The organism is Anaerolinea thermophila, assembly GCF_020723905.1.
GTDB lineage: Bacteria > Chloroflexota > Anaerolineae > Anaerolineales > Anaerolineaceae > Anaerolinea > Anaerolinea thermophila_A.
The window spans coordinates 1-23,314 of sequence record NZ_DYHZ01000006.1 but is presented as its reverse complement, the minus strand read 5'-3'; the positions used below and the strand labels follow the sequence as shown (position 1 = coordinate 23,314).

21 protein-coding genes and 3 tRNA genes are annotated in these 23,314 nt (G+C 45.2%); 12 read left to right on the top strand and 12 right to left on the bottom strand.

The window, feature by feature from the left end:
- Positions 1 to 11: 11 nt before the first annotated feature.
- The 5 genes from tpiA to LHF31_RS09995 all read right to left on the bottom strand — a co-directional run bounded on the left by tpiA (position 12) and on the right by LHF31_RS09995 (position 3,197).
- Positions 12 to 779: a triose-phosphate isomerase gene (gene tpiA / locus LHF31_RS10015; protein WP_298006128.1), complete on the bottom strand. Its 768-nt coding sequence runs from the start codon at positions 777 to 779 to the stop codon at positions 12 to 14.
- 124 nt (positions 780 to 903) lie between these two features.
- The gene (locus LHF31_RS10010) at positions 904 to 1,179 is read right to left on the bottom strand and encodes a YgiT-type zinc finger protein (RefSeq protein ID WP_298006126.1); all 276 of its coding nucleotides are present in this window, start codon (positions 1,177 to 1,179) and stop codon (positions 904 to 906) included.
- Positions 1,180 to 1,187: 8 nt separating this feature from the next.
- Positions 1,188 to 1,940, bottom strand: a complete 753-nt coding sequence (gene deoC / locus LHF31_RS10005) for a deoxyribose-phosphate aldolase (protein WP_303774176.1) — start codon at positions 1,938 to 1,940, stop codon at positions 1,188 to 1,190.
- A gap of 10 nt (positions 1,941 to 1,950) precedes the next feature.
- Positions 1,951 to 2,547 (bottom strand): signal peptidase I, encoded by a 597-nt coding sequence (gene lepB, locus LHF31_RS10000; RefSeq protein WP_303774175.1) that lies wholly within the window; start codon positions 2,545 to 2,547, stop codon positions 1,951 to 1,953.
- A 95-nt stretch (positions 2,548 to 2,642) separates the two neighbouring features.
- Positions 2,643 to 3,197, bottom strand: coding sequence for a hypothetical protein (locus LHF31_RS09995; RefSeq protein ID WP_298003019.1), 555 nt, complete (start codon positions 3,195 to 3,197; stop codon positions 2,643 to 2,645).
- Positions 3,198 to 3,283: 86 nt separating this feature from the next.
- Between LHF31_RS09995 and LHF31_RS09990 the strand changes: the two genes are divergently transcribed.
- The 5 genes from LHF31_RS09990 (at position 3,284) to LHF31_RS09970 (ending at position 9,103) form a co-directional block, all read left to right on the top strand.
- Positions 3,284 to 3,859, top strand: coding sequence for an HD domain-containing protein (locus LHF31_RS09990; protein ID WP_298003022.1), 576 nt, complete (start codon positions 3,284 to 3,286; stop codon positions 3,857 to 3,859).
- A 139-nt stretch (positions 3,860 to 3,998) separates the two neighbouring features.
- Positions 3,999 to 5,006 (top strand): alpha/beta fold hydrolase, encoded by a 1,008-nt coding sequence (locus LHF31_RS09985; protein WP_298003025.1) that lies wholly within the window; start codon positions 3,999 to 4,001, stop codon positions 5,004 to 5,006.
- Positions 5,007 to 5,298: 292 nt separating this feature from the next.
- Positions 5,299 to 6,828, top strand: a complete 1,530-nt coding sequence (locus LHF31_RS09980) for a hypothetical protein (RefSeq protein WP_298003028.1) — start codon at positions 5,299 to 5,301, stop codon at positions 6,826 to 6,828.
- Entirely contained in the window at positions 6,825 to 8,111 is a 1,287-nt protein-coding gene (locus tag LHF31_RS09975) for a hypothetical protein (RefSeq protein ID WP_298003032.1), read from the top strand. Before LHF31_RS09980 ends, LHF31_RS09975 begins: the two co-directional genes overlap by 4 nt.
- An 11-nt stretch (positions 8,112 to 8,122) precedes the next feature.
- A complete protein-coding gene (locus LHF31_RS09970) occupies positions 8,123 to 9,103 on the top strand; it encodes a hypothetical protein (protein WP_298003034.1) in 981 nt (326 codons plus the stop codon).
- Between the two features lie 18 nt (positions 9,104 to 9,121).
- Here LHF31_RS09970 and LHF31_RS09965 read toward each other — a convergent pair whose 3' ends face one another.
- The 3 genes from LHF31_RS09965 to LHF31_RS09955 are packed head-to-tail and all read right to left on the bottom strand — an operon-like array spanning position 9,122 to position 13,675.
- A complete protein-coding gene (locus LHF31_RS09965; protein WP_298003037.1) occupies positions 9,122 to 11,698 on the bottom strand; it encodes an AAA family ATPase in 2,577 nt (858 codons plus the stop codon).
- A complete protein-coding gene (locus LHF31_RS09960) occupies positions 11,695 to 13,065 on the bottom strand; it encodes a hypothetical protein (protein WP_298003040.1) in 1,371 nt (456 codons plus the stop codon). Before LHF31_RS09960 ends, LHF31_RS09965 begins: the two co-directional genes overlap by 4 nt.
- Positions 13,052 to 13,675 (bottom strand): 4Fe-4S single cluster domain-containing protein, encoded by a 624-nt coding sequence (locus LHF31_RS09955; RefSeq protein WP_298003043.1) that lies wholly within the window; start codon positions 13,673 to 13,675, stop codon positions 13,052 to 13,054. Before LHF31_RS09955 ends, LHF31_RS09960 begins: the two co-directional genes overlap by 14 nt.
- Positions 13,676 to 13,953: 278 nt before the next feature.
- Between LHF31_RS09955 and LHF31_RS09950 the strand changes: the two genes are divergently transcribed.
- The 4 genes from LHF31_RS09950 (at position 13,954) to LHF31_RS09935 (ending at position 19,854) form a co-directional block, all read left to right on the top strand.
- The gene (locus LHF31_RS09950) at positions 13,954 to 14,979 is read left to right on the top strand and encodes a lysylphosphatidylglycerol synthase transmembrane domain-containing protein (protein WP_298003046.1); all 1,026 of its coding nucleotides are present in this window, start codon (positions 13,954 to 13,956) and stop codon (positions 14,977 to 14,979) included.
- Positions 14,976 to 16,268 carry an NAD(P)/FAD-dependent oxidoreductase gene (locus LHF31_RS09945; protein WP_298003048.1) on the top strand — a complete coding sequence of 431 codons (1,293 nt, stop codon included), beginning with the start codon at positions 14,976 to 14,978 and terminating at the stop codon, positions 16,266 to 16,268. The genes LHF31_RS09950 and LHF31_RS09945 overlap by 4 nt, the downstream gene beginning before the upstream one ends.
- A 441-nt stretch (positions 16,269 to 16,709) precedes the next feature.
- Positions 16,710 to 18,053, top strand: a complete 1,344-nt coding sequence (gene dnaA / locus LHF31_RS09940; RefSeq protein ID WP_298003051.1) for a chromosomal replication initiator protein DnaA — start codon at positions 16,710 to 16,712, stop codon at positions 18,051 to 18,053.
- Between the two features lie 154 nt (positions 18,054 to 18,207).
- Positions 18,208 to 19,854, top strand: coding sequence for a ribonuclease J (locus LHF31_RS09935; protein WP_298003054.1), 1,647 nt, complete (start codon positions 18,208 to 18,210; stop codon positions 19,852 to 19,854).
- 46 nt (positions 19,855 to 19,900) lie between these two features.
- Here LHF31_RS09935 and LHF31_RS09930 read toward each other — a convergent pair whose 3' ends face one another.
- The 4 genes from LHF31_RS09930 to LHF31_RS09915 are packed head-to-tail and all read right to left on the bottom strand — an operon-like array spanning position 19,901 to position 22,612.
- A complete protein-coding gene (locus LHF31_RS09930) occupies positions 19,901 to 20,572 on the bottom strand; it encodes a protein-L-isoaspartate(D-aspartate) O-methyltransferase (RefSeq protein WP_298003058.1) in 672 nt (223 codons plus the stop codon).
- Positions 20,547 to 21,641, bottom strand: coding sequence for an A/G-specific adenine glycosylase (gene mutY / locus LHF31_RS09925; RefSeq protein ID WP_298003061.1), 1,095 nt, complete (start codon positions 21,639 to 21,641; stop codon positions 20,547 to 20,549). The genes LHF31_RS09930 and mutY overlap by 26 nt, the downstream gene beginning before the upstream one ends.
- Positions 21,642 to 21,643: 2 nt before the next feature.
- Entirely contained in the window at positions 21,644 to 21,946 is a 303-nt protein-coding gene (locus tag LHF31_RS09920) for a hypothetical protein (protein WP_013560306.1), read from the bottom strand.
- Positions 21,947 to 21,967: 21 nt separating this feature from the next.
- A complete protein-coding gene (locus LHF31_RS09915) occupies positions 21,968 to 22,612 on the bottom strand; it encodes an MBL fold metallo-hydrolase (RefSeq protein ID WP_298003069.1) in 645 nt (214 codons plus the stop codon).
- A gap of 239 nt (positions 22,613 to 22,851) precedes the next feature.
- On the opposite strand from LHF31_RS09915, the gene LHF31_RS09910 reads away from it, so the two are divergent.
- The 3 genes from LHF31_RS09910 to LHF31_RS09900 all read left to right on the top strand — a co-directional run bounded on the left by LHF31_RS09910 (position 22,852) and on the right by LHF31_RS09900 (position 23,206).
- A tRNA-Thr gene (locus tag LHF31_RS09910) sits at positions 22,852 to 22,927 on the top strand.
- Between the two features lie 71 nt (positions 22,928 to 22,998).
- A tRNA-Tyr gene (locus LHF31_RS09905) sits at positions 22,999 to 23,082 on the top strand.
- Between the two features lie 51 nt (positions 23,083 to 23,133).
- Positions 23,134 to 23,206, top strand: a tRNA-Thr gene (locus LHF31_RS09900).
- Positions 23,207 to 23,314 lie beyond the last annotated feature (108 nt).

Sequence of the window (23,314 nt, the reverse complement as noted above, 5' to 3'; positions counted from 1 at the left end):
ACTCTGGGTAACTATCCAGAAACTTCTGCAGCAGCCTGGACGATTGCTGCAAATTCTGCAGGTTTCAAACTGGCGCCGCCCACCAGAGCCCCGTCAATATCGGGCATGGCGAACAATTCTGGTGCGTTCTTTGCTGTCACCGAGCCGCCGTATTGAATGCGAATCTGGTCGGCAACCGCCTGTCCGAACAGATGGGCAAGGGCAGGACGGACCACATTGGCGTGAACGGATTGAGCCACTTCTGCGGTGGCGGCGCGTCCGGTGCCAATTGCCCAGACCGGTTCATAGGCGATGACCAGTTTCAATCCATCTTCGGGAGAAAGGTCTTTCAAGCCCTCGGTAATTTGCGTCCACACGACTTCGGCGGTTTTGCTGGCTTCGTTTTCTGCCAGGGTTTCCCCCACACAGACAATGGGGGTTAATCCTGAAGCAAGAGCGGATTTGACTTTGCGGTTCACAGTCTCGTTGGTTTCTCCAAAATAAGTGCGGCGTTCAGAGTGTCCCAGAATGACATACTGGCAAAATTCGGCAACCATGTTTGGAGAAACTTCCCCGGTAAATGCCCCTGCGGCTTCCCAGTGCATGTTTTGCGCCCCAACCCCGATTCCGGTTCCTTCCACCATGTGGCGTACCATCATCAGGTACGGGAAGGGGGGACACACAGCCCGCTCAACCTGAGAAAGGGGCTGAATAGCGGGAATTAACTCATTCAGAAGAAGACGGGCTTCTTCCGCCGTTTTATTCATTTTCCAGTTTCCGGCTACAAATTTTCTACGCATGGCTTCCTCGTGGAGAAAGGATTTTCTGGTTTTCCCAGACTGAGACCTATTTTAATGCAATTTTCCCTCTGAAAAGAAAACCCATCCGGGAGGATGGGTTTTTCAAAAGCCTCTTCTGAGAGAGTTATGGGCGACTTGCACGTTGTCCCTTTTTATCCGAACGGTGGTGAGGAATTCCCCGTGAACGGGAGACAGGACGCCCGGCATTGGGACTGAGAATCAAACTCAACTGATTGAGTGCTGCGGGATCATATTCGCGATGACCACACACGTCACAGATCCAGGCGGGGAAATCAGGCACCGTAATCAATTCATCCCCTAACCAGGTGAAGTAGGTGATGAAGTGCTGATGCATTTGTCCAGCCTGGCATTGCGTGCATGGCACCGTGTAACGTTCCATAGAGCGTCTCATTTCTTCGCAGTTTCCTCTTCCAGTTCCTTCATAATTATAACGCCAGAACTGGTTCCCAGACGATTAGCGCCGGCATTCAACATGGCTCGGGCAATGGCTAAATTGCGCACGCCTCCGGAGGCTTTAACCCCCATGTCTGGACCAACCACTCTGCGCATCAGTTCAATATCTTCAACAGTTGCACCTCCCGGACCAAATCCGGTGCTGGTTTTCACAAAGTCGGCTCTGGCTTTCTGACTGAGCAGACAACCTGCAATTTTTTCTCGCTGGTTGAGAAGAGCGGTTTCGAGAATTACCTTCACCAGAGCATCCTGAGCGTGAGCGGCTTCCACCACACTGTAAATGTCTTCCAGAACGGTCTCAAAATCTCCTGCGCGGAGAAGCCCGATGGGCAAGACCATATCAATTTCCTGCGCTCCCATTTCCAGACAGGTGCGGGTCTCAAACACTTTTACCCGGGTGGGTGTGGCACCAAGAGGAAAACCGATCACTGTGCAAACTTTGACCGGTGATCCGGCAAGCGCTTTTGAAACCTGAGAAACAAAAACTGGATTTACACACACCGAGGCGAATTGATAGTGTCTGGCTTCCTCGCACAATTTCTCAATCTGAGCAGGGGTGGCTTCTGGTTTCAATAGGGTATGGTCAATCCACCTGGAAAAAGGGCTCTCCTGTTTCAATTCTTCAGGCAGAATCAGCGGGGGAAGTGCTTTTTCAAATTCATCCAGCAGGGTGAGAATTTCTTTCATGGGTTACTCCTTATGGTTGTCCAGCGGCAATGACGACGGGGGTCTGATTTAACACCCGAATGGCATTTGGGGGCCAGTAAATCAGGATGGCTTTTCCTACAATCAACTCCTGGGGGACAAAACCCCAGGAATGGGAGTCAAAAGATTGATTGCGATTGTCCCCCAGGACAAAAACCTGCCCCTCGGGTACCGTCCATTCTCCAAAATAGGTGGGCGGTGCGGAGATGTACTCTTCTTTGATCGGTTCATTGTTGATATAAACCGTTCCATCCGCAATGCGAACCGTTTCCCCCGGCAAGCCAATGACCCGTTTGATGTAATCGCTGTTGGGATTGCGGGGATAGTGAAACACAATAACATCTCCCCGTTTGATAGGTCCGAGACGATAGGCTAATTTATTGACAATGAGTCGCTCTCCGGGTTGCAGGGTGGGTTCCATGCTGATATTTTCAACCTGTACCCTGCCAATCATCATGTCTACCAGAAAGTACAGGACCATTGCCATGACAACGGTCTGAATTACTTCCCAGAAAAAATTTAAAACCAGATTTTTCTTTGGTTCAGCCGGCTGTTCTTCAGGCAATAATTCGGTGCGAAATGAATCCATCTTTCTCCAGGACGTGCTTTTTTTCCTTAAATCCTCTTTGGGCTGATTATAAAGCCCTCATCACCTCATAGCAAGAGCCATGCTGAAAATTTTCATCATTCCTTAATTCGGAATTCACCGCTTTGAAGAAGACGAAATAACAGCATTGCTCCGAGGGTGAAAACCAGAGAGATCAGGATCCCCAGACCAAAACGGGCAAAATTGATGTTTTCCTTTGGGGAGGTTTCTGGAAGGTTATTCTTCAAAGAAGGGGTAATTGGCGGACTGCGCGTTGGAAGCACATCCGTTACCTCTGGAATAATACGCGCTTGCGCCAGTTCTGCCATTTCAGTCGCAAATCGATGGATGAACGTTTGTTGAGGGGTTGCGGTCCTGACAGTGGGGGTAATGGATGGGAGAAGTGGTGTGGAGGATGTTGAAGCAGGTGTAGGGGTAATGGAAGTGGAAGTGACGTTGGACCCTCCAGTCGGGGTTGGAGAGGTGGCAGGATATGGATAGGATTCGGTAGGTGCTTCTCCTGTTTGGTTGGGCGGAGAATAGGGTGTTTCCTGCTGGGGAAGTGGAGAAGCGTAAACTCTGTAAGATATCCAGAAAGTCAATGAGATCAGGATAATCAATTTGAGAATTGGAAAACCGGGCAGTTTGCTCACACATCCTCTCCAGCGTTGAGGAAATTTTATAACCCTGAGTGGCTATAGTGTAACATCAGTTCTTTTTTTCCTGTATACTCATTTTCATGGAAGACCAGTTGGGTAATTTCGTGTCTGGTTTTGAGCCGGTCATCTCTCCAGAACTCGTTAAGATAGCATTACAAGAGTTCCGTCTTGGGGTTTACTCCATTCATGGTCCCTGTCACTGGGCAAGGGTTTATGAAAACGGGATGCGGTTAACGCGTCGGACGGGTGCACGCCCTGATGTTGTGGCGCTATTTGCGCTATTTCATGATGTTTGCAGGACGAATGAGAGCACAGATCATCTTCATGGTTCGGAAAGTGCAAGGTGGATTCAGAATTTAAGAGGGAAGTTCTTTTCTCTCGACGATGAAGGGATGGATTTACTGGTTCGTGCCATTCGTTACCATTCGGATGGATTGATTCATGAAGATATTACGGTTCAGACTTGCTGGGACGCGGATCGTCTGGATTTAGCGCGGGTTTTCGTTTTTCCCAATCCGGAACGGCTCTGTACTGCTGCTGCCCGTGATACCGATATTCTAACCTGGGCAATCGAGCGTGCCTATAGAAGATTGCCGGCATATGACACCCTGAAGCAGTGGGGAATTCCATTTGAAACCTGCAGAATAGAGGAATAACATCCAGAGCATGGGAAGTTGCCCCACCTTGTTGATCCAGCCGGTATCGAATTGGTTCGGCAGGAATGTCGAGGGATTTCATCAGAAAATCTCACCCGTTTCACGTTATAATTCAGAAAAGTTTGCTGAGAGGTGAAGAATGGCGGTCCGAAATCAAAAGTCAGGGGATATGAAATCAGGGTTATCTTTCGCTAAATGGGCAGCAGTGGCTGCGGGTGGATGGATCCTGTACAGCCATTTTGGCATTAATCACCGTGTCCCTTTGCCTGAAGCCATCCCCGCAAATCGAGAGTCTTTCTTCTCCAAGTCTGCTGGCAGGGTAAATTACTATGTTGATTTATCAGGATCGGGACGTCCTGTCGTGCTTATTCACAGTGTGAATGCCGCCGCAAGTTCTTACGAAGTTTCCCCGTTGTTTCTGTATTTCCGTGGACAGCGCCCTGTTTATGCGATAGATCTTCCCGGTTTTGGCTTTTCCGAACGTTCTGATCGAATCTACAGCCCCCTGTTATATGAAGAAACTCTGGTGGAATTTCTTTCTTCTCAGGTAAAACAGCCGGCGGATGTCATTGCTTTATCTCTCAGTGGAGAATTTGCCAGTCGGGCGGCGCTTTCGCACCCCGAATGGTTTACTTCTCTGACGTTGATTTCCCCAACCGGGTTAGGGAAAAGTTTCCTGCGGAAGGACTTAGCCCTCAGCGGGTTCCCTGTTGGGCATATTGCTCATGCGCTGTTAACTCTTCCTTTGTGGGCACGTCCATTGTTTGATTTACTGGCTACTCGTACCAGCATTGAATTATTCCTGAAACAATCCTTTGTTGGACATATTCCTTCGGGGTTTGTTGAATATGCCTACGCCAGTGCTCATCAACCCGGTGCTGAGCATGCGCCTCTCTACTTTATCACGGGAAAACTGTTTACTCCGCAGGTGCGTACCCTGGTCTATGAACGTCTCAAAGTTCCGGTTCTGGTGCTTTATGATCAGGACCCGTACACGTCTTTTGAACGCTTACCCGATGTGTTGCTGAAGAATCCTTTCTGGCAGGCGGTTCGTCTGGTTCCTTCCAGAGGTTTACCCCATTTTGAACGCCTTGCCGACACCGTTGAGGTAATTGAAGGATTCTGGAAAGGCTTGAAACAGGGGTAAAAAACGCTGAATTGAACTGGCACTCGCTTACGGGTGCCAGTTTTTTATTTTCACTGTCATTTCAAAGAACAGGTGCTTGAAAGCCATATCCCAGAGAAGTTGGTATCAGCCTTGCTTGACAAAGGGAATTTATCAGGGCTATACTGATTTAACCAAGTGGGATTTTTATCTCTGAATTGAAAAAGGTATCCCCATGTATCTTGGCGAACCGAACAGAAAGAACAGGGTTTTGCTCATCATTGGATTGGTGGTTTTTTTAATTTTCCTTTTTATCATCAGTTTTGAAAAAGAGTTGAAATTTTTTTTAGAGGTACTTGGGGACTTTGGTAAACTGAATGATCCTGAACGTCGCATTGCATTTTTCATTGTGTTATACAATCTGGCGGGTTTTGTCCTCATTGGGTTTATTTATGTCTGGATGATCTCTGCCCAGGCAATCCTGCCGGTACAAAATGCTAAAGAGATCTGGCGCACCATCTGGCGCCTGATGTTGTATATCCTGCGTTTACATGGTCCCGCGGTGTTTGTGAAGGACGGAAAAGTCATCAGCACTCGCGAGGATGTTCGCAACGGTCCGGGGGTGATTGTTGTGGACTTTAATTCTGCGGTGGTGCTGGAAGAAACGGTTCCCCCGCCGGGGATTGGAAGGGCTTTTGAGGATTTTTTCCATCAGGTTCAGATGTTGTTGGGTCTGGCAGATCGTCCCCAGTCCCCACGCGTGTTTGGTCCCGGGATTGTGTTTATGCGGAAGCGTGAGCGCATTCGCGGCACTGTGGACCTTCGACGGCAGTTTCGAGTGATTCGCGGGGTTACGGCATATACGCGGGACGGAATAGAAGTGTATGCCAATGTGAATTGCATTTTTACAATTGGGCAACCGCCGGATGTAGTTGAAGTCACTTATGAAGGCAAAGAACAGGATGCCGATCATTTACGGGTGGTCCGCTTTGAACAGGTGAATCGTGATTACCTCCGGTTGGTCGCCATTGAAGATGAACTGGAACGCAACGATCGAAGAGAAATTCATCATGTTAGCCATGGTTTAAGCGATCGAGATTTTAAGCCCTATACCCCTTTGCCGCCTGTTTCGAACCAGCCTGAATTTGACCGTGATCGGGTTTTTGCGGCAGTATTTGCTCAGGCTCGTTCTGAAGACCGATTATTGACATGGACAGAATTGCCGGCGCGATTTGCTGCAAGCGTGTTTCGGGAAATCCTTTCTCAGGTGCGATTTGATGAGCTATATCAGTTACATGGCAGATCACCTGGTGTGTCAATATACCGGGCACGGCTTCGCCAGACAGTCAGAAATAACGGCTTGCTTTCATACCGGATGGTCTTCCTGAAAAATGGCGAACCCTTTCAGAGAAGAAGGGTATATCATGTTTCAGAAATCATCGTCAGTGAAGTGTTTCCTCTGATGACTCCCAAACTCCTTCGAGATCGGGGAATCAAGGTAATTAGCAGTAACTTTGGAGATATTAATCCGGTCAATGAAGCCATTTATCATCACCGTCTGGAGTCGTGGCGGGCTCCCTGGCAGAGAGACACGGCCATTCGCGCGGCAAGCCTGGAGTTAGAGGCGATGCGGGTCATGGGAAGGGCGCGTGCAAAGGCACAGGTTGATCTGGCGACGCACCTGAAAGAAATTTTTGACTCTAAAGATTTAACTGACGAAGTCGTTGCTGTGCGTCTGCTTCGCGCTCTGGAGAGTTCTGCTTCTGATCCTAAAACTCGTCAGTTGCTTCCACCCCACACCGTGGAAATCCTTCGTCTTTTACAGGGCAGAATTGGAGAAGGGGGATTAGAGGGAAGAAAATGAATCAGCCTCGTACCACGGGTAATTTTCAAGTACAGCACCGCATAGCGGGATTGAGCAGGATTCTTTTTCTGTTTGCTCTCATTTCAATATTCCTGTTTTTGGCGGGGTGGCTTTTCGAGCCTGATTTATCTGAGGAAATTAAGAATTTCTGGCGGTTTCCTCCGATCGAATTTTTCCGCATTGCCTTTAACCCTCATACTGCGCGGTATTTCCTTGCCCCCGTTTCTGTGATCATTTTTGTGACATTAGCGGCGGGCTCTTATGTGAGGGATATCTACGCGCTTCCAAGATTGCGTCAGGGGATCCGTTACGTCATTTCCTCTTTATTTGCTTTGTTTGTTCCCCGTATTATCATTGATGGCGGGGAAAAGAAACTGGAAAAGAACGAAGTGAATTTAATCGACGCTATCGGCGGACCTGGGCATGTCGTTATCCAGCCGGGAAATGCCGTTATGTTTAAAGAATTGAGGCGACCTTCCAGAATATCCATTCGAGAGAGTTATTACCTGCGCCCGTTCGAGACAATTGGTCAGATTGTCAATCTGGATGAACAACAGGATTCCCGTTCTGATATTCCTGCAGTGACCCGTGATGGAATTCGTGTGACAATAAAAGACATTCAGTTCCGATACCGGTTGTTTCCTGAGTTGCAATTTGGACGTCCAAAACGGCGAACGGTTGATGAACCTTACCCGTTTGACGAAAAGGCTTTGTGGAACTCGGCTTACAATCTACCGGTAACTGATGCTGGTCCGGATAACTGGAGGACCGTGGTAGGCCGTGCGGTGGTAGGGGGGATCACAGACTTTATCAGTGAACATGATATTGATTATCTGACCGCTCCAAGGGAGTCGGGAATTGACCCTCGGAGAGAGATACGATATTCTCTCTTATATGGACCAACCAGGACGGCGTTGAGGAATAACGGTGCAGAGTTAATTTGGGTAGATATCGGGCATTTTGAAATTGACCCTGTCGTAGATGAGCAGAGAACTGATTATTGGGCGGCTGACTGGCTGGGGAATGCTCAGGTGCAAAGGGCATATGGTGAAGCCAAACGCCAGGTGTTCTTGGAGATGGGAAGAGCTGAAGCGCATGCTGAGATGATTATCGCTCTCACAGAAGCCTTGAAAGACGTTAACTGGGGAGAAGAGCCTTCAGAAAGTATTCGCAAATTGCTGATTTTGCGTACTGCTGAAATGATAGAAAACTGGATAAACTCACGGAATCGGTCAGAAAAACAGCAAGATGGTCAAAATCTACTCTTTTTTGATGAACTTTAGGAGGATAATCCATGATCTTGGGTTTTGACGAAGTTTATGGATGGCTTAATCAGTTTAGCCATTCAAATTTATCCAATGCAGATTTATTAAATTTTTTCCAGTTGAATGAACCCAAATTATCCTACAATGAACGAGAAGATTTTTTGAGAGAATTAAGAAAAACGGCTCAAAACACTCCAAGACCGTTGCAAGCGGCTGAAATTTATCTGGGCATATCCAGGTACTTTTTTGAAAAACAAGACCTGCGGAGTGCTTATGCTGAAATCTTAAGAGCAACTGAATTGTTCAGACCGGGCACCCATCAACAGGGGGTGACATACTGGTTGCTGGGTATGATTGAGTGGGAGTTGCAGGAAAATTCTCATGCCTATTCTCACTGGTTTCTGGCACGGAAAACTTTTCAGGATTGTCAGTTTCACCGAATCCAAATAGGGGATGTAAAAGGTAACCTCTGGTATTCAGAGAGATTGGAAAAAATCAATCTGGATATGGCAGCCACAGTTGAAGAAGCCGAATACTGGCTGAATTTATTTGAGCCTTCAAAAATCAGTGACGAAGCCAATCATATCATTGGGAGGTTAAAAGAGAAAATTCAACAAAGAAAGTATCCCGAAGCCTATGAAATTTCTCGTTGGCTTTCTTCTCTCGGGCGGGCTAATCTGGATCCCGGGGAGACCGGCGAAATCTGGGTAAAAATAGGCGTTGCCATTTATCAAATGGGAGATTTCAGAAGAGCCATTGATTTTCTGAAGAAAGCCTGCGCTTCTTTTACTCCTTTTAATCATCAGTGGGCTGTTGGGAGGTGGATGATTGGATTGATTTATTCGAGAATACCGGAAGAAAAAAATAATAGTTTAATTTTCATGTCGGATGCAATTCAATCCTTTGAAGAGTTGAGAGAATCTGCTGATTTTAAAAGAGAAATCCAGAAGAGAGATTGGTATCAGTTCAGAATATCAGATATGAGAAAGGTGTTGACCACTCTTTATTAATTCTCAATTCTTAATGGCTCACGAATTTCTATACAATTTTTGATTTTCAGAGAAGTGGATAAATTCTGATGATTCTAAAATATCCTCAACCTGGAATATATTCCAACCGGGGATTTGAGCCAGGTTATTATTTTTACCCTGAATCTCTGGAATTACCCGTAGTGCTAGATGGTCTTTCATCTTTTCATAAACTTTTATTACTTCGCGCGCATTACCAAAGGATTTCCCTTGTATCTTTTTTCGGGCTTCAATCTCTTGAATGGCGTACCGGATGACTTCTTCTGGTAGGATTAACCCGTCATGTTCTGCCAGTTCTCTGAGGATTTCAATAAAATGATCATTTGATAGGTCTTCAAAGAAAATCGGATCATCAAAACGAGATTTCAATCCCGGATTGCTTCTGAGAAAATCACTCATTTCTTCTGGATAACCAGCCAGGATGATACAAAGTTGACCTTCATACCTGTCTATGTTTTTTACCAGCAGATCGATCACTTCCAATCCATAATGATCTCGATTGGATCCCCGAATAAGACTGTATGCTTCATCAATAAACAAAACACCACCAAGGGAGGACTTTATAACCTTACTGGTCTTCTCAGGCGTTTGTCCAACATATCCAGCAATTAGATCAGCGGCTGTGACTTCGATCAGGTGTCCTTTATGTAAAAATCCAATTTGATGAAAAAACCTGGAGATCAATCTGGCAACGGTGGTTTTTCCGGTTCCGGGATTTCCGACAAATACCAGATGAGGTATTCTTACTTCTGGTTTTATTGATCCTTTTGATAAGGCTTGCAATTTTTCAAATTGGACTCTATAAAATAACTGCCTTACATAATTTTTAACTTGCCAAAGACCTTTTAATTTTTCCAGCGCCTCAAAAAATTCGGACTGTTTATTTTCGTTGGACACATTTAAATAACGTATGTACTCATCGCTGATATCTTCCTTTGCAATCCAGTATTCACTCGATAAATTCTGAAAGTGATATCTTGCAAGGCACTTTCTTTCGATGGATTCAGACAAATTGCGCATTTCTCCAGCGTTTCCAAAACGTTCGTTTTTTTGCATGACCATTTGATGAATAACTTCTTTGAGAAGGTTTTCCATCTCACTGGTCAGGTTTAGTTGTTTTTCATTTAGCATATTCCGTAAAATAATGAAAAGTTCTTCTTCAGAAAAATCCGGGAAATAAAACCGATTTTCAACTGGAAACCTTCGGCTCAACCCTGGATTTGATTCTATAAAATCATTCATTTCTTGAGGATATCCCGCAAGGATCACAATAAAGCGATTTCTTTCATTTTCCATTCGAATTAATAAGGTCTCTATGGCTTCCTGACCAAATCCACCTCGATCTTTTGCACTAAGGGAATAGGCCTCATCAATGAACAACACGCCACCCTGTGCTTTGTCAATCACAGAGTTTGTTTTGATTGCGGTACCGCCCACATATTCTGCGATGAGATCACTTGCTTTTGCTTCAACCAGGTGACCTTTTTGTAAAATGCCTAAATCCTTAAAAATTTCCCCAATGATTCGCGCCATGGTGGTCTTTCCAGTGCCGGGATGACCAATGAAAACCATGTGAAAGTTATGGTTTATTGGAGAGCCGGTTTTCTTTTTCTCCTGGATCCAACCTGATAATTCAGTAATCCTTGTTTTGATTTCGGTTAAACCGATTAATTCGTTGAGTTTTTCTTCAATTGTTCTGGAATCGTGGTGAAAGGCTTGAAACCATCCTTTTTGTTTGCCTGTTTCAATTGAAAAGGATGATATTTGAGATAAACGAGCCATCCATATCTTTAATGGCTGGTTTTCAACGGTCATCCAATCACTGAGTGTACGAAACTCTTCGTCTGGAATATCAACAGAATTCTGATCTTTGAAATATTGTAAAAGAAGATGACATTCATCTTGTTCCGGACCCTCAACCAGAATAAAGGGGTGAGATGGATCCTGGGTTTCAAAATGGGCCAGGAGGGTCAGTTCAGGAAGAGGAAGTTGCTGGATACGGCTGATTAAATCGGAAAAATCTGGAGAAGAGATTACAAAAAAAATCTGGCTCGAATTATAGGAGGGCAAACGCAACCATTTCCCAATAATACTTGCCATAGATCTTTGATCTTCAAAATACGAGAGAAAAATATCAGCCTGATCAATGATAATTGCGGTTTTGTACGGATTGATTTCCTGTACCAGATAATCTACCAATCGGAGCGCATGGATATCACCAATTGGGTCAGTTTTGCCTGAAGGTTCGTTAACAATTTGCTGGAAAAAATGGATATTTCCAAAAGGACCCTGTTGAATTTCTGATAAATGTCTGTTCTCCAGTACATCCTGACGTTTTTCCCAGATTATATGACGGGATAAAATTTTGGATTCTTCATCCAGGAAGTGAAGAGGATTTTGCGGGCTCAGGTATAAAATTCTTTTATATCCCAACCCTTTAAGAGTGTGCAATAAAGCCAGATCCAGTTGTAATTCCTGGAAATTCTCTGTGAGAAAAGAATCGGATAATCCAAACCCATACAAAATTAAGAACCGTTGTTCAAGTTTGTCCTTAATTTTAGACAGTAACCTTTTCATGCGTGATCACCTCTAATTAATGGAAGACGAACCTGTGATGGTCTTTTAACGGTTCTGGTAATGGAATTAGGTAGTTCTATAGGGTCCTGAACTACCCAGCCGATTTTGTTCAGACTTTTCTGAATTTCTTTTGCTCGTTGCCTTAATTCATGTAATGAATGATTCTGTTTATGGGTTGATATGATGTGTAAATCATGTTCAATTTTTTCTGGAGATGTTGTTTGAACCTGAATTTCCACGAGATTCCCCAATGGATCGACGGCTTTTGCAATATATGTGTCTTTAATCTCTTCAGATTCGTATTCCCCTTCGATTGGTTTATATCCCTGCTCAACCAGCGCAAGCAGTACATCATGAGCGATTAAATAATTTAAGTGGGCATTTAAAGCATTAAGACGTGCCTGATGAATAACTTCGATCAACTGATTTTTTAGGGATTGAAGTTGGTTTTCTTTGAAATCTCTCAAAATTTCAAGGCTTTGTTGGATTCCATATTTGTTAAATTCCTGGATTAATTGCGAAACATAACTTTCAAGTTGAGATAGTGTATTGCCAGACCATTCATCAACAGAAATATAGGAGTCGATCAGATTCCCCTGTAAATCAACGGGTTTAATTTTTCGATTTCTCCTTAAGTTATTTTGCAATTTGGATAATTCATCGATAATCTCGGCAAGAATACGTCTTTTTTCAACCCCTTCGTTTTCCAGTTTTAATCTTAGGGATGATAAATTAAAGTAAATGGTTTGGGAAAGATTGAGTGCTGAATCATAAAAGCCCAGATGGAAATTTTGAATGGCGAAATCCAACTGTGTTTGAACATTTTGAAGATTTTCGATATACGGAACACTTTCTGGATAATTTTCAAGAATAAAGTTGAATACCTGGATGCAATCATCCAGCCATCCACGTACGTATTCGCCTTTCTCTTCTTCCCTGTAAAGAAATTCGTTGGATTGATGTTGAAATTGCCAGAGAATTTTCAGGGTGTCTTCGTTTGCCTTAACAAAGTGATTTTCCAGGCGCTTCAAATCTTCTTCAAATTTTCCCATGGTTTCAAAGACGTTTTCGTTATTTTGCTGGATTTCCTGAAGAAGATGATATTCAAGGTCTCGTATGTTTTCAGCCGTACTGTTTTCTAAACTTGAAACTTCATTTCTCAAGGCTTCTCCTAGACGGAGAAATTGTTCCTGTCGTTGAATAGAGTAATCCATCTGGGTGTTTAGAAAAGTGATTGCTTCCACCGATGGACGTCCGGATTTGCCAGATGACTGTAGATCTAAACCTTTCAGGAGCATTTCTGCTTCATAAAGTTTCCTGTATTCTTCTTGACTGATGGTCACGGTTGTTCTTTTATGCCCGCTCATAGAGATGCTCCTTTGGCTGTGAACCACATTTGTTGTTGAACCCGAAAAGAGCTTTGATTTCTGGACTCGGAATACCGATAGCGAGTAACTCACTCCCTGAGATGTGGATTTCATTAACTCTTTCTTGATTGATAAAATCATGAAAGAGAAGAGTTGAAGTAAAGTGGTATATATGTTGGTTGGTTGACCCTCTCAATCCTTTACTGGTTTCTTTCTCCTGTACATAAGGTCCATCAATCAATACATCAATAAGCCGCAGCATGCCTTGTACTGAAGGAGAAGGATGCTGTAAAAGAAATGAAAACCGAAAACCAGAAAAACAAATAACATTTTTGTTTGATTGCTTTTTTATAAGGGTTAAGAATTCCACCAGTTCTTCACTCTGGATAAATGGTTCACCACCAGATAATGTTATTCCTTCAATATCAGGTCTTGAAAGCACGAGCGTAGCAAGGTCCTGAGGTGTGTATAATTTAGCAGGTATATTGGGAATCCATTCAGGGGAGTAACAACCCTTACAATGAAAAGGACAACCCTGAACCCAGATAACAGTTCTTAATCCGGGTCCAAGTGCTCTTGTCCCAACAAAAACCTCTGCAACATTGATCATCTAGCGTCACCAGTAATTATTATAGAACAATATTTCTAATTCGTACATTAAAGTTTCTATAAAATTTATTAGAAAGAAAGAAAATCTGTTTAAGCCGTTTGACCCTTTACCAATAAGTGCTTAAAATAAATCTTCGTACGGAGGATTTACATGAAACCAAATTACGAGAAGTTAAAGAAACAACGTGAACAGGCCGCCCGGAGAAGAAATCAGATCATCTTCTTGGGTTTATCTCTGATTATTATCCTTTCTATGATTATCTCCCTGGTGAGCGTCTGATGAAACGATGGCAATTCTGGGTTGGCGTTGTTATCAGCGCCTTTTTTTTGTATTTAGCCCTCGCAAATTTAAAGTTATCTGAACTTTGGATTACCATAAAAAGCGCTTATTACTGGTGGTTAATTCCCGGAGTTGCTGTTTATTTTCTTGGTGTTTGGGTTCGGGCATGGCGCTGGCATTATCTTCTTCGACCCTTAAAAAAGATTTCAACCACGACCATGTTTCCCATTGTAGCCATCGGGTACATGGGAAATAATATATATCCAGCCCGGGCTGGTGAAGTCCTCCGTGCGGTGATTCTCAAACAACGTTCTGGAATCCCCATTTCTGCTTCTCTGGCAACTATTCTGATTGAAAGAATCTATGATGGCGTGGTTATGCTTGCATTTGTGTTCGTCAATATCGCCGAATTGACCCGATTGACCCATAATGCGGGTTTGGGAGGAAATCTCGATATTCGGACGATTGCGATTGGAGGTTCGGCCGTTTTTTTCAGCGCTTTAGTATTTTTCTTGTTGTGTGCCATGTTCCCCCGACAAACCGAAAGTATTTTGACCTTCGTCAGTCGCTGGTTTCCGGAAAAGTTAAGAGAAAAAATTTTAGCGATTGCGGTCAAATTTCTTTCTGGTCTGGAAGCCTTACGGTCGCCTGTTGAAGCCCTGATGATTTTTTTCACTACGGTCATTATCTGGCTATTAGAAACGGCTAAATACTGGTTTGTCATGCATGCATTTCCTTTTGAGGTTTCCTTTTTTGCTTTGATGTTGATGAACGGTGTTGTCAATCTGGCAACTACCTTACCCAGTGCTCCCGGCTACATTGGGACTTTTGATACACCCGGAATTGCAGTTCTCGTCGCTTACGGGGTAACCCCTGAAATAGCCGCAGGGTATACCCTTGTACTTCATGGCGCTTTATGGTTCCCGATCACATTATTAGGGTTGTACTATTACCTTAAGCAACCATTGCGATGGGGAAAAGATATTCAATCCAATCAGAAATCTATTGAAACAGGAGAGGTATGAGAATTGCCATAATTGGAGCCGGGCTCGGAGGCATGTCCGCTGCTTTTGATCTGGTAAAAGTAGGGCATCAAGTCGTTATCTATGAGGGTGCTGAGACTGTTGGAGGTCTGGCTTCCGGATTTAAAGAACCTCACTGGGAATGGTCTGTTGAAAAGTTTTACCACCACTGGTTTCAAAGTGACCGAGCAATGTTGGGATTAATTAAAGAATTAGGATGGCAGGATCAGGTCATTTTTAATCGTCCCAAGACCGTTGCTTATCACCAGGGAGCATTTTATCCTCTCGACAGCCCTCTGGCTGCCCTTCGATTTCCGGGTTTTCAATTTCCCTGGGGAATGATTCGTTTTGGGCTTGTTACGGTTTATCTGCGTTATCTGGCACAATGGAAATCCTTAGAAAAAGTAAAAGCCCATGAATGGATGAAAAAATGGTATGGGAATGAATTATATCAAACCCTATTTCAACCTTTGCTTGAAGGAAAGTTCGGTCCACATTATACAGAAGTAAATATGGCTTGGATGTGGGCGCGATTAAAGGCGCGGACGACTCGACTTGGCACATTTAGGGGTGGATTTCAACATTTTGCTGATCGTCTGGCTGATTATTTACGCAGTCAGGGTGTGGATATCCGCCTGAATTCTCCTGTGTCCAGCATTTCAACAGGAGAGGGGCGTGCCATTAAGATCTTTTCCAGGTCCGGAGAAGAGGAATACGATCAATGTCTGGTTACATCTTCACCGTCCCAGTTTGCCCGTATGGCTCCCGAGTTACCAGAACAGTACCTGAAGGGATTACTGGAATTGAAGAGCATGGGGGCGGTGGTGCTGGTTCTTTCCCTCAAACATCAGTTGTCTCGTCAGGGGTATTACTGGTTCAATATTCCTAAATCGGCTGGCTACCCCTTCCTGGCGTTAGTGGAACATACCAATTACCTCGATCCTAAATACTTTGGCGGAGATCATATTGTGTATTGTGGAGATTATCTGGATACCGATCATGAATACTTTCGCCTGAGCCAGGATGAGTTGCTGAACCGCTTTATCGAGGTTTTTCCCAAATTTAATCCTGAATTCAAACCTGATTGGATTAAGAAAGTCTGGCTATGGAAAACATCCTATGCTCAACCTGTTCCTGAGTTGAACCATTCCAGAAATATTCCCGCAATACAAACTCCCATTAAAGGACTGTTCTTTGCCAGTATGAGTCAGGTTTATCCCTGGGATCGCGGCACCAATTTTGCGGTTGAGATTGGTCGCAAGGCAGCCCGTCTGATGCTGGATAGCGTATAGTTTTCATTGCAAAAAGAGGCTTTTGATTCTGACTGATTGAATGGGCTTTTGTAAGAGGACGTAAAAATTTCTACGCCGATATTTAGTCTGCATAAGTGAAAATGAGATAGTAAACCCCATATGTGGTGGTGTTACCGTTTCCAAAATTGTATATATTGGGGAGGTGGCAAGAGCGGCAGCAAAAAGTCTTAAAAAATTTGAAGAGGTTTTTTTAAGAACCATAAACTTAAAATTCGGTATTTTTTTAAGCGCCCGTAGGCTTTTCGACTTGCTCCAATCCCGTCCATTTGATAAAATTTTTACTGACGATAAGGGGTTGGTGGTTTCGTCCCAAACGGATACAGGCGAATATGCAGGGATCTTTCCCGCTGCGTTTGAGAAATGCAGCGGGTTTATCTGCCCCTATTGTCTTTGACCGAAAAAACTTTGGAGGTGTGTCGCATGAACCCACAGCAAGCATGGCAAGCAACCCTCGGACAATTGCAAATGGAAATGAACAAAGCATCCTTTGATACGTGGGTAAAAGATGCACAGTTGATTTCATCTGAAGGGGGAGAATTTATCATCGGCGTGCCTAATGCATATGCTCGAGACTGGCTGGAAAGTCGCTTGACTGGTTCTGTACAAAAAATTCTGGAAGGGTTGACTGGCACAACTCCAGTGGTCAGGTTCGTGGTTTGGCATCGTGATGAGATGGATCTACCCGAAGAAGAAAATTTTGTTGAGAGTTTCCAGCAGGTGGCTCCAAGAAATGGTCCCAATACCATCAACCCTCGCTACACCTTTGATAATTTTATTGTTGGGACCAGCAACCGGATGGCACACGCTGCCTGTATGGCGGTTGCTGAAAGTCCTGCCAAAGCCTATAACCCGCTCTTTCTATATGGTGGTGTTGGATTAGGGAAAACTCACCTGTTACATGCCATTGGAAATGCTGCCCAGGCAAGAGGTTTGCAAGTCCTCTATGTGTCGTCGGAAGAGTTTACCAACGATTTGATCAACGCCATTCGTTCTCATACCACTCAGGCTTTCCGTGAGCGTTACCGAAAGATGGATGTGCTCCTCATTGATGACATCCAGTTTATTGCGGGAAAAGAGTCCACTCAGGAAGAATTTTTCCATACCTTCAATACCCTTCATGGGCAGGATAAACAGATTGTGATTTCTTCCGATCGTTCTCCTAAAGCCCTGGTCACCCTCGAAGAACGTCTTCGTTCCCGTTTCGAATGGGGATTAACCGTTGATATTCAACCTCCCGATTTGGAAACAAGGATTGCCATTTTGCGTTCAAAGGCGGAACGGAATAACAAAGAAGTGCCGTACCCGATCCTTGAAAGTATTGCTCGCTTAGTCCAGTCCAACATTCGAGAATTAGAAGGTGCCTTGACTCGGGTACTGGCATTTTCGGATTTATCGGGAATGCCTTTATCTCCCCAGTTGGTGCATACTGCCCTCGCGGATATGCTGCCCAATCGCACTCATCTGGAATCTTCTCAAGTACTGGAAGTGGTTGCCAGCGAATTTGGCATTTCGATGGACGAACTGCTTGGCAGAAGCCGTTCCCGTGATGTGGCTCTGCCCCGACAGGTGGCTATGTACCTGATGAGAGAGGAAGCGAACGCTTCTTTACCGCAAATTGGTGAAGCCCTGGGTGGACGGGATCATACCACTGTTATGTACGCTTGCGAAAAAGTTGCTGACATGATCGAGCGCGATGATCGTCTGCGCAGAAAGATTTTCGCCATTCGCGAAAGATTGTATGGTCGTGCTACGGTCATGGCTTAATATTTTTGGGGTTGATTTTGTGGTATAATATACCTGTTAGTAAGCCGGGCAACCGGTGCTCTGAAACGCAGGTTTTGGACATTTCAGGACGTTTACGCCCTGGCTGAAATAAGCCGGGGCGATTTTATTAAGATCATTGAGGTTAAATATTTTTATGAGCAATGGAATACTTCGTGTAATTCCTCTGGGCGGTCTGGGGGAAGTAGGCCGCAATTTGATGGTTTATGAGTATGATGATGAGATACTGGTAGTTGATGCAGGGCTTATGTTCCCTGAGAATGATATGTTGGGGATTGATTACATCATTCCCGACATGACCTATCTCGCTCAAAACCATGAAAAAGTCAAGGGGATTGTGATCACTCATGGTCATGAAGACCATATTGGAGCCATTCATCATCTTCTCGACCAGGTAAATGCCCCCATTTATGCTACTCCGCTCACTCGCGGGCTTCTGGAAGTCAAACTGGGAAGAAATGGACATGGGAGCAAAGCAGACCTGCGCACGGTACAAGCCGGCGAAGTGGTCCAGATTGGACCTTTTCAGGTTGAGTTTTACCACGTTTGCCATTCGATTCCAGATGGGGTAGGGCTGGGTATCCAGACGCCTGCTGGATTAATTGTGCACTCCGGGGACTATAAATTTGACCATACCCCGGTGGATGGAAAATCTACAGACTACGCAAAGTTGGCGGAATTTTCCAAGAGGGGCGTGCTTGCTTTACTGGCGGATTCAACGAATTCGGAACGGCCAGGTTGGACGCCTTCTGAAAAAACAATTGACGCCGCCTTCGACCAGGTTTTTAGCGAAGCAAAAGGGCGAATCATTATTGCTTCCTTTGCATCGTTAATTTCCCGTATGCAACAGGCGGCTAATGCCGCTCTGCGTCATGGACGAAAAATAGCCTTTGTAGGCGCAAGCATGCTCGATAACATGAAAATGGCGCGCAAATTGGGGTATTTGAATTTCCCCGATGATCTTGTCGTATCGATAGACCAGATCCTGGCATTACCTCCTCACCAGGTGACAATCATGTGTACCGGTTCACAGGGTGAACCCACTTCCATTTTAGGAAGGCTTTCGCTTGGTACCAATCGTCTGTTTGATATTCAAAAAGGCGATACTGTGGTTTTATCCTCCCATCCCATTCCTGGAAATGAGGAAAATGTCTATCGCGTCGTTAATCGCCTGATTGCGCGTGGTGCTTCCGTAATTTATGAAGCCATTGCTCCGGTCCATGTTTCCGGACATGCCAGCCAGGAAGAAATGAAATTGCTGTTGCAATTAACCCGTCCCAAATATTTTGTGCCGATTCATGGTGAATTACGCCAACTGGTGCAACATGCCAGACTGGCTCGAGAAGTGGGTGTGCCTGAGGAAAATATTCAGGTTATTCAAAATGGAATGGTTCTGGAATTTGAAAACGGCGAGATGCGCCTCAGTGAAGAGCAGGTTCCTGTGTCTCATGTCTTTGTAGACAGTGCTGGTGTTGGAGATGTGGACCCTGAATTGATGCGTGAACGGGAAGCTCTGTCTCGCGATGGGGTGGTCCTTGTTCATTTGACTATGTCCAAAGAGTTCAATGCGGTTGTATATGATCCTGAAATCGTAACGAAGGGCTTCCTTTTACCCAGAGATGCAAACGAATTGATGGGAGAAATGCGACGGAAGATCATTCAGTCCGCATCTCGTGCCAATGGTAATGTGCGTCGGGTTGTAGAAGAAACCGTTCGAGAGTATTTGTACAGTGAAACGCGACGTCGTCCCATGATTTATGTGACAGTCTCACGGTCTTTGTGAAAAATCAAAGGGGTTGCTGGAAAATGGCAGCCCCTTCGTTTTGTTCCTATCGTGGAAACCACTGACTGTCTTTCCAGCCTTCCTTGCCGCGCAATGGCACAAACGCAACCGGGAAAAGTTCTTCCTGCTCAACCCCTTGAGAGGTCTTTTGCAAGCGCATTAACTCCTGTCCGGCAGGTCCCCCTACAGGAATGACCAGGTATGCATTCAACGCAAGTTGTTGCAGAAGAGGGGCAGGTACCTTAGGTGCAGCCGCAGTGACAACAATTCCCTGGAAGGGGGCTTTATCGGGTAATCCCAGAGAACCGTCTCCTGTATATACTTTTACATTGGAATAACCCAGTGTGCGGAGGCGTTCCTCTGCTCGTTGCGCCAAAACCGGGTGGCGTTCAATGGTGTGGACTTCCCGAACGATTCGACTGAGAATGGCAGCCTGATAACCAGATCCTGTGCCCACTTCCAGAACTTTTTCATCCCCTTTCAGTTCCAGAAGAGCAGTCATGATGGCAACCATATAAGGTTGTGAGATTGTTTGCCCAAAGCCAATGGGTAAAGGGCAGTCTTCATAGGCGTAAGGTTGCTCTTCTTCAGGCACGAAAAGGTGACGTGGCACTTCACGCATGGCTTGGAGAACCCGCTGATCGCGAATTCCCCGCTGTTCGATTTGTTCTTTCACCATGCGCAATCGTTCTTCAACCCACAAACTTTCTGTTTCCATATTTTCGCTCCACAAGTTCACGAGCGATTAAGCGGTCAATTTTTCCCATCGGGTATTCCTGGAGAGAAGGTATGGATACCCATCGAATCTCCTCAGCCTGAATGGGTCGAGGGGGCTGAGAATCTTGTATCTGTGCTTCAAAGGCATGAAGAACAACTTTGAAATGCGTATAGGCGTGATGGTAAACGCCGAACAGTTGTCCAACTTCGATCAGGACTCCCAGCTCTTCGAAAATTTCCCGCTTCAGGCATTCGGATAAAGTTTCCCCGTTTTCGACTTTTCCTCCGGGAAACTCCCAGAGCCCTCCCAGTAAGCCGTTTTCAGGACGTTGGGCAATCAGCACCCGATCTCTATCTTCAATGATCGCGGCAGTGACCACCACAGAGGGAATGGATTTTTTGCCTGTTTTTACGGGGATTTCATTTTGTTTTCTATTTTGGTATGCCAGACACAACTGAACCAGTGGACAGAGATCACATTTAGGAAAACGGGGTAGACACACCGTTGCCCCTAAATCCATAAGTGCCTGGTTGTAATCTCCTGTCTTATCGGGAGGAAGGCATTGTTGGGCAAGGTTTTGGATTTTATCTCGAGTTTCAGGGAGAGAAACAGGTTCTGTAATTTGAAATAAGCGAGAAAGCACACGACGGATGTTTCCATCTACCGCTGCAATCTTTTGCCCAAAAGCAATCGAAGCAATTGCCGCGGCAGTGTAAATACCAATTCCTGGAAGTTTTTGTAAATCAGATAACTCTTGGGGGAAAATTCCTTGATAGGATTGCACCAGTATCTGAGCGGTGCGGTGTAAGTTTCTCGCTCGAGAATAATACCCCAGCCCTTCCCAGTAGCGGAGAACTTCCTCAAGCGGGGCTTGAGCAAGCGTTTCCAGGTTGGGAAAACGGTTCATCCAGCGTTCATAGTATGGGATGACCGTCTCCACTCTTGTTTGCTGAAGCATGATCTCAGAGACCAGTACAGCATAAGGATCGGGGTTCTCTTTCCTCCAGGGAAGATTTCTGGCGTGATCTTTATACCATTCCAGCAAACGCTGGGAAACTTGCGTAAACATGTCTAAAACTGGAAACCACCATGAGCCTCTACAACCTTTTGTTCATAGTTTTGAACAAAATCCAGCAATTGTGAGTTCAAGCGTTTCCATTCTTCAGATTGCAACACTTTATTGACTTTAGCCAGTGTGGGCAACATTGCTCCAACCAGAATCTGAGGGCGTGCTCCGTAAATGGTTGCCCAGGCATCCGTCAATTCGAATCCTAACCTCTGGACACCGGGAATAAATTCGCGAACGACAAACTCAAAATATTCCTGTTCTCGTTCGGGGATAATATCCCAGGTCATGATCAGTTTGTATGCCATGGGAACACTCCTTCAGATGGATCAGTGTTGATAATCCAGAACGATCACACGCGTTTCTTCCGGTAAGCCGGCTGTACCGGAAATCTTGAGAGAGGGTAAGGTCTCAATTTCCGAAAGCCCCATTTCCTTGAGAAACTTATTCAAGGAATCCAGTTTCAGGTTGCACGCTGGCGTGTGATAATGCATAGGAATGACAATATTGGGTTCCAGCAGACTGATGACTTCGGCGGCCCTGGAGGCGTTTAGACTGGATCCATCTCCTACGGGAACCAGGGCAATATGTACTGTACCCAGACTTTCAACCTCCGTCTGCGAAGGCACATGGTTCAGGTCGCCTAAGTGAGCCACATTAATTCCATTATAGTCAAATACATAAAGGGTATTGCGGGGAGTATCCTCTTTTCCGTTTCGGTGGTTGGTTTGTACCCCCGTAATAAAAACACCGCCAATTTCATATTCGCCGGGCCCGGTAATCACGTGAGAAGTGCCTTTAACCCCATCCACGTAATTATGTGAGGGTGAATCGTGGCTGATGGTTACTACATCAGCGCGTAATTTCAGTGGTTCATAGCCAACAACACGGTGATCAAACGGATCGGTTACAATAGAAGCCATTCCGCGTTCAACCAGTCGAAAACAAGAATGTCCGTACCAGAAAATCTCCATGAAACCTCCAGGATCTCGAAATTATTATAACCTAGAAAAGGGCGAGGGTTGGAATTCCGGTAAAAAATGCCGGTGGAGAACTTCAGGCATTTTCCTTGACGGTTCTTCGGAGTTTTGATAAACTCCACTCCCGCAGGCAGAGTACGCAGGAAGAAAAAACAACACTCCAGTAAACATCTTGTCTTTCCGCGGTTCCTCTGGTATAATCTGCTCGCTTTACGGATCATTAACAATCCAGCGCCGACGTAGCTCAATCGGCAGAGCAACCGCCTTGTAAGTGGTAGGTTACGGGTTCGATTCCCGTCGTCGGCTCCAGTTGCAGGTTGGCAAGTGAGACGGTCCAGTGATCGTCTCGCTTTCGAGCCCGCAACGGGTTCAGGTAATCTGGGCAGTTAGCCAAGTGGCCAAAGGCGACTGACTGTAAATCAGTTGGGGACACCCCTTCGGAGGTTCGAATCCTTCACTGCCCACTTCGGCTGAAAAGCCGAAAAAAACTTACCCGAAAGGGTGCATATCGGCAAGCCCTCATAGCTCAGGTGGTAGAGCGTGCCCTTGGTAAGGGCAAGGTCATGGGTTCGAATCCCATTGGGGGCTCTTTCAGCCGTATGTACATGTTGCAATGGAATTTTTGAAGGAGATGGAGAAACATGGCGAAGCAGAAATTTGAACGGACGAAGCCGCATCTGAACGTAGGGACGATGG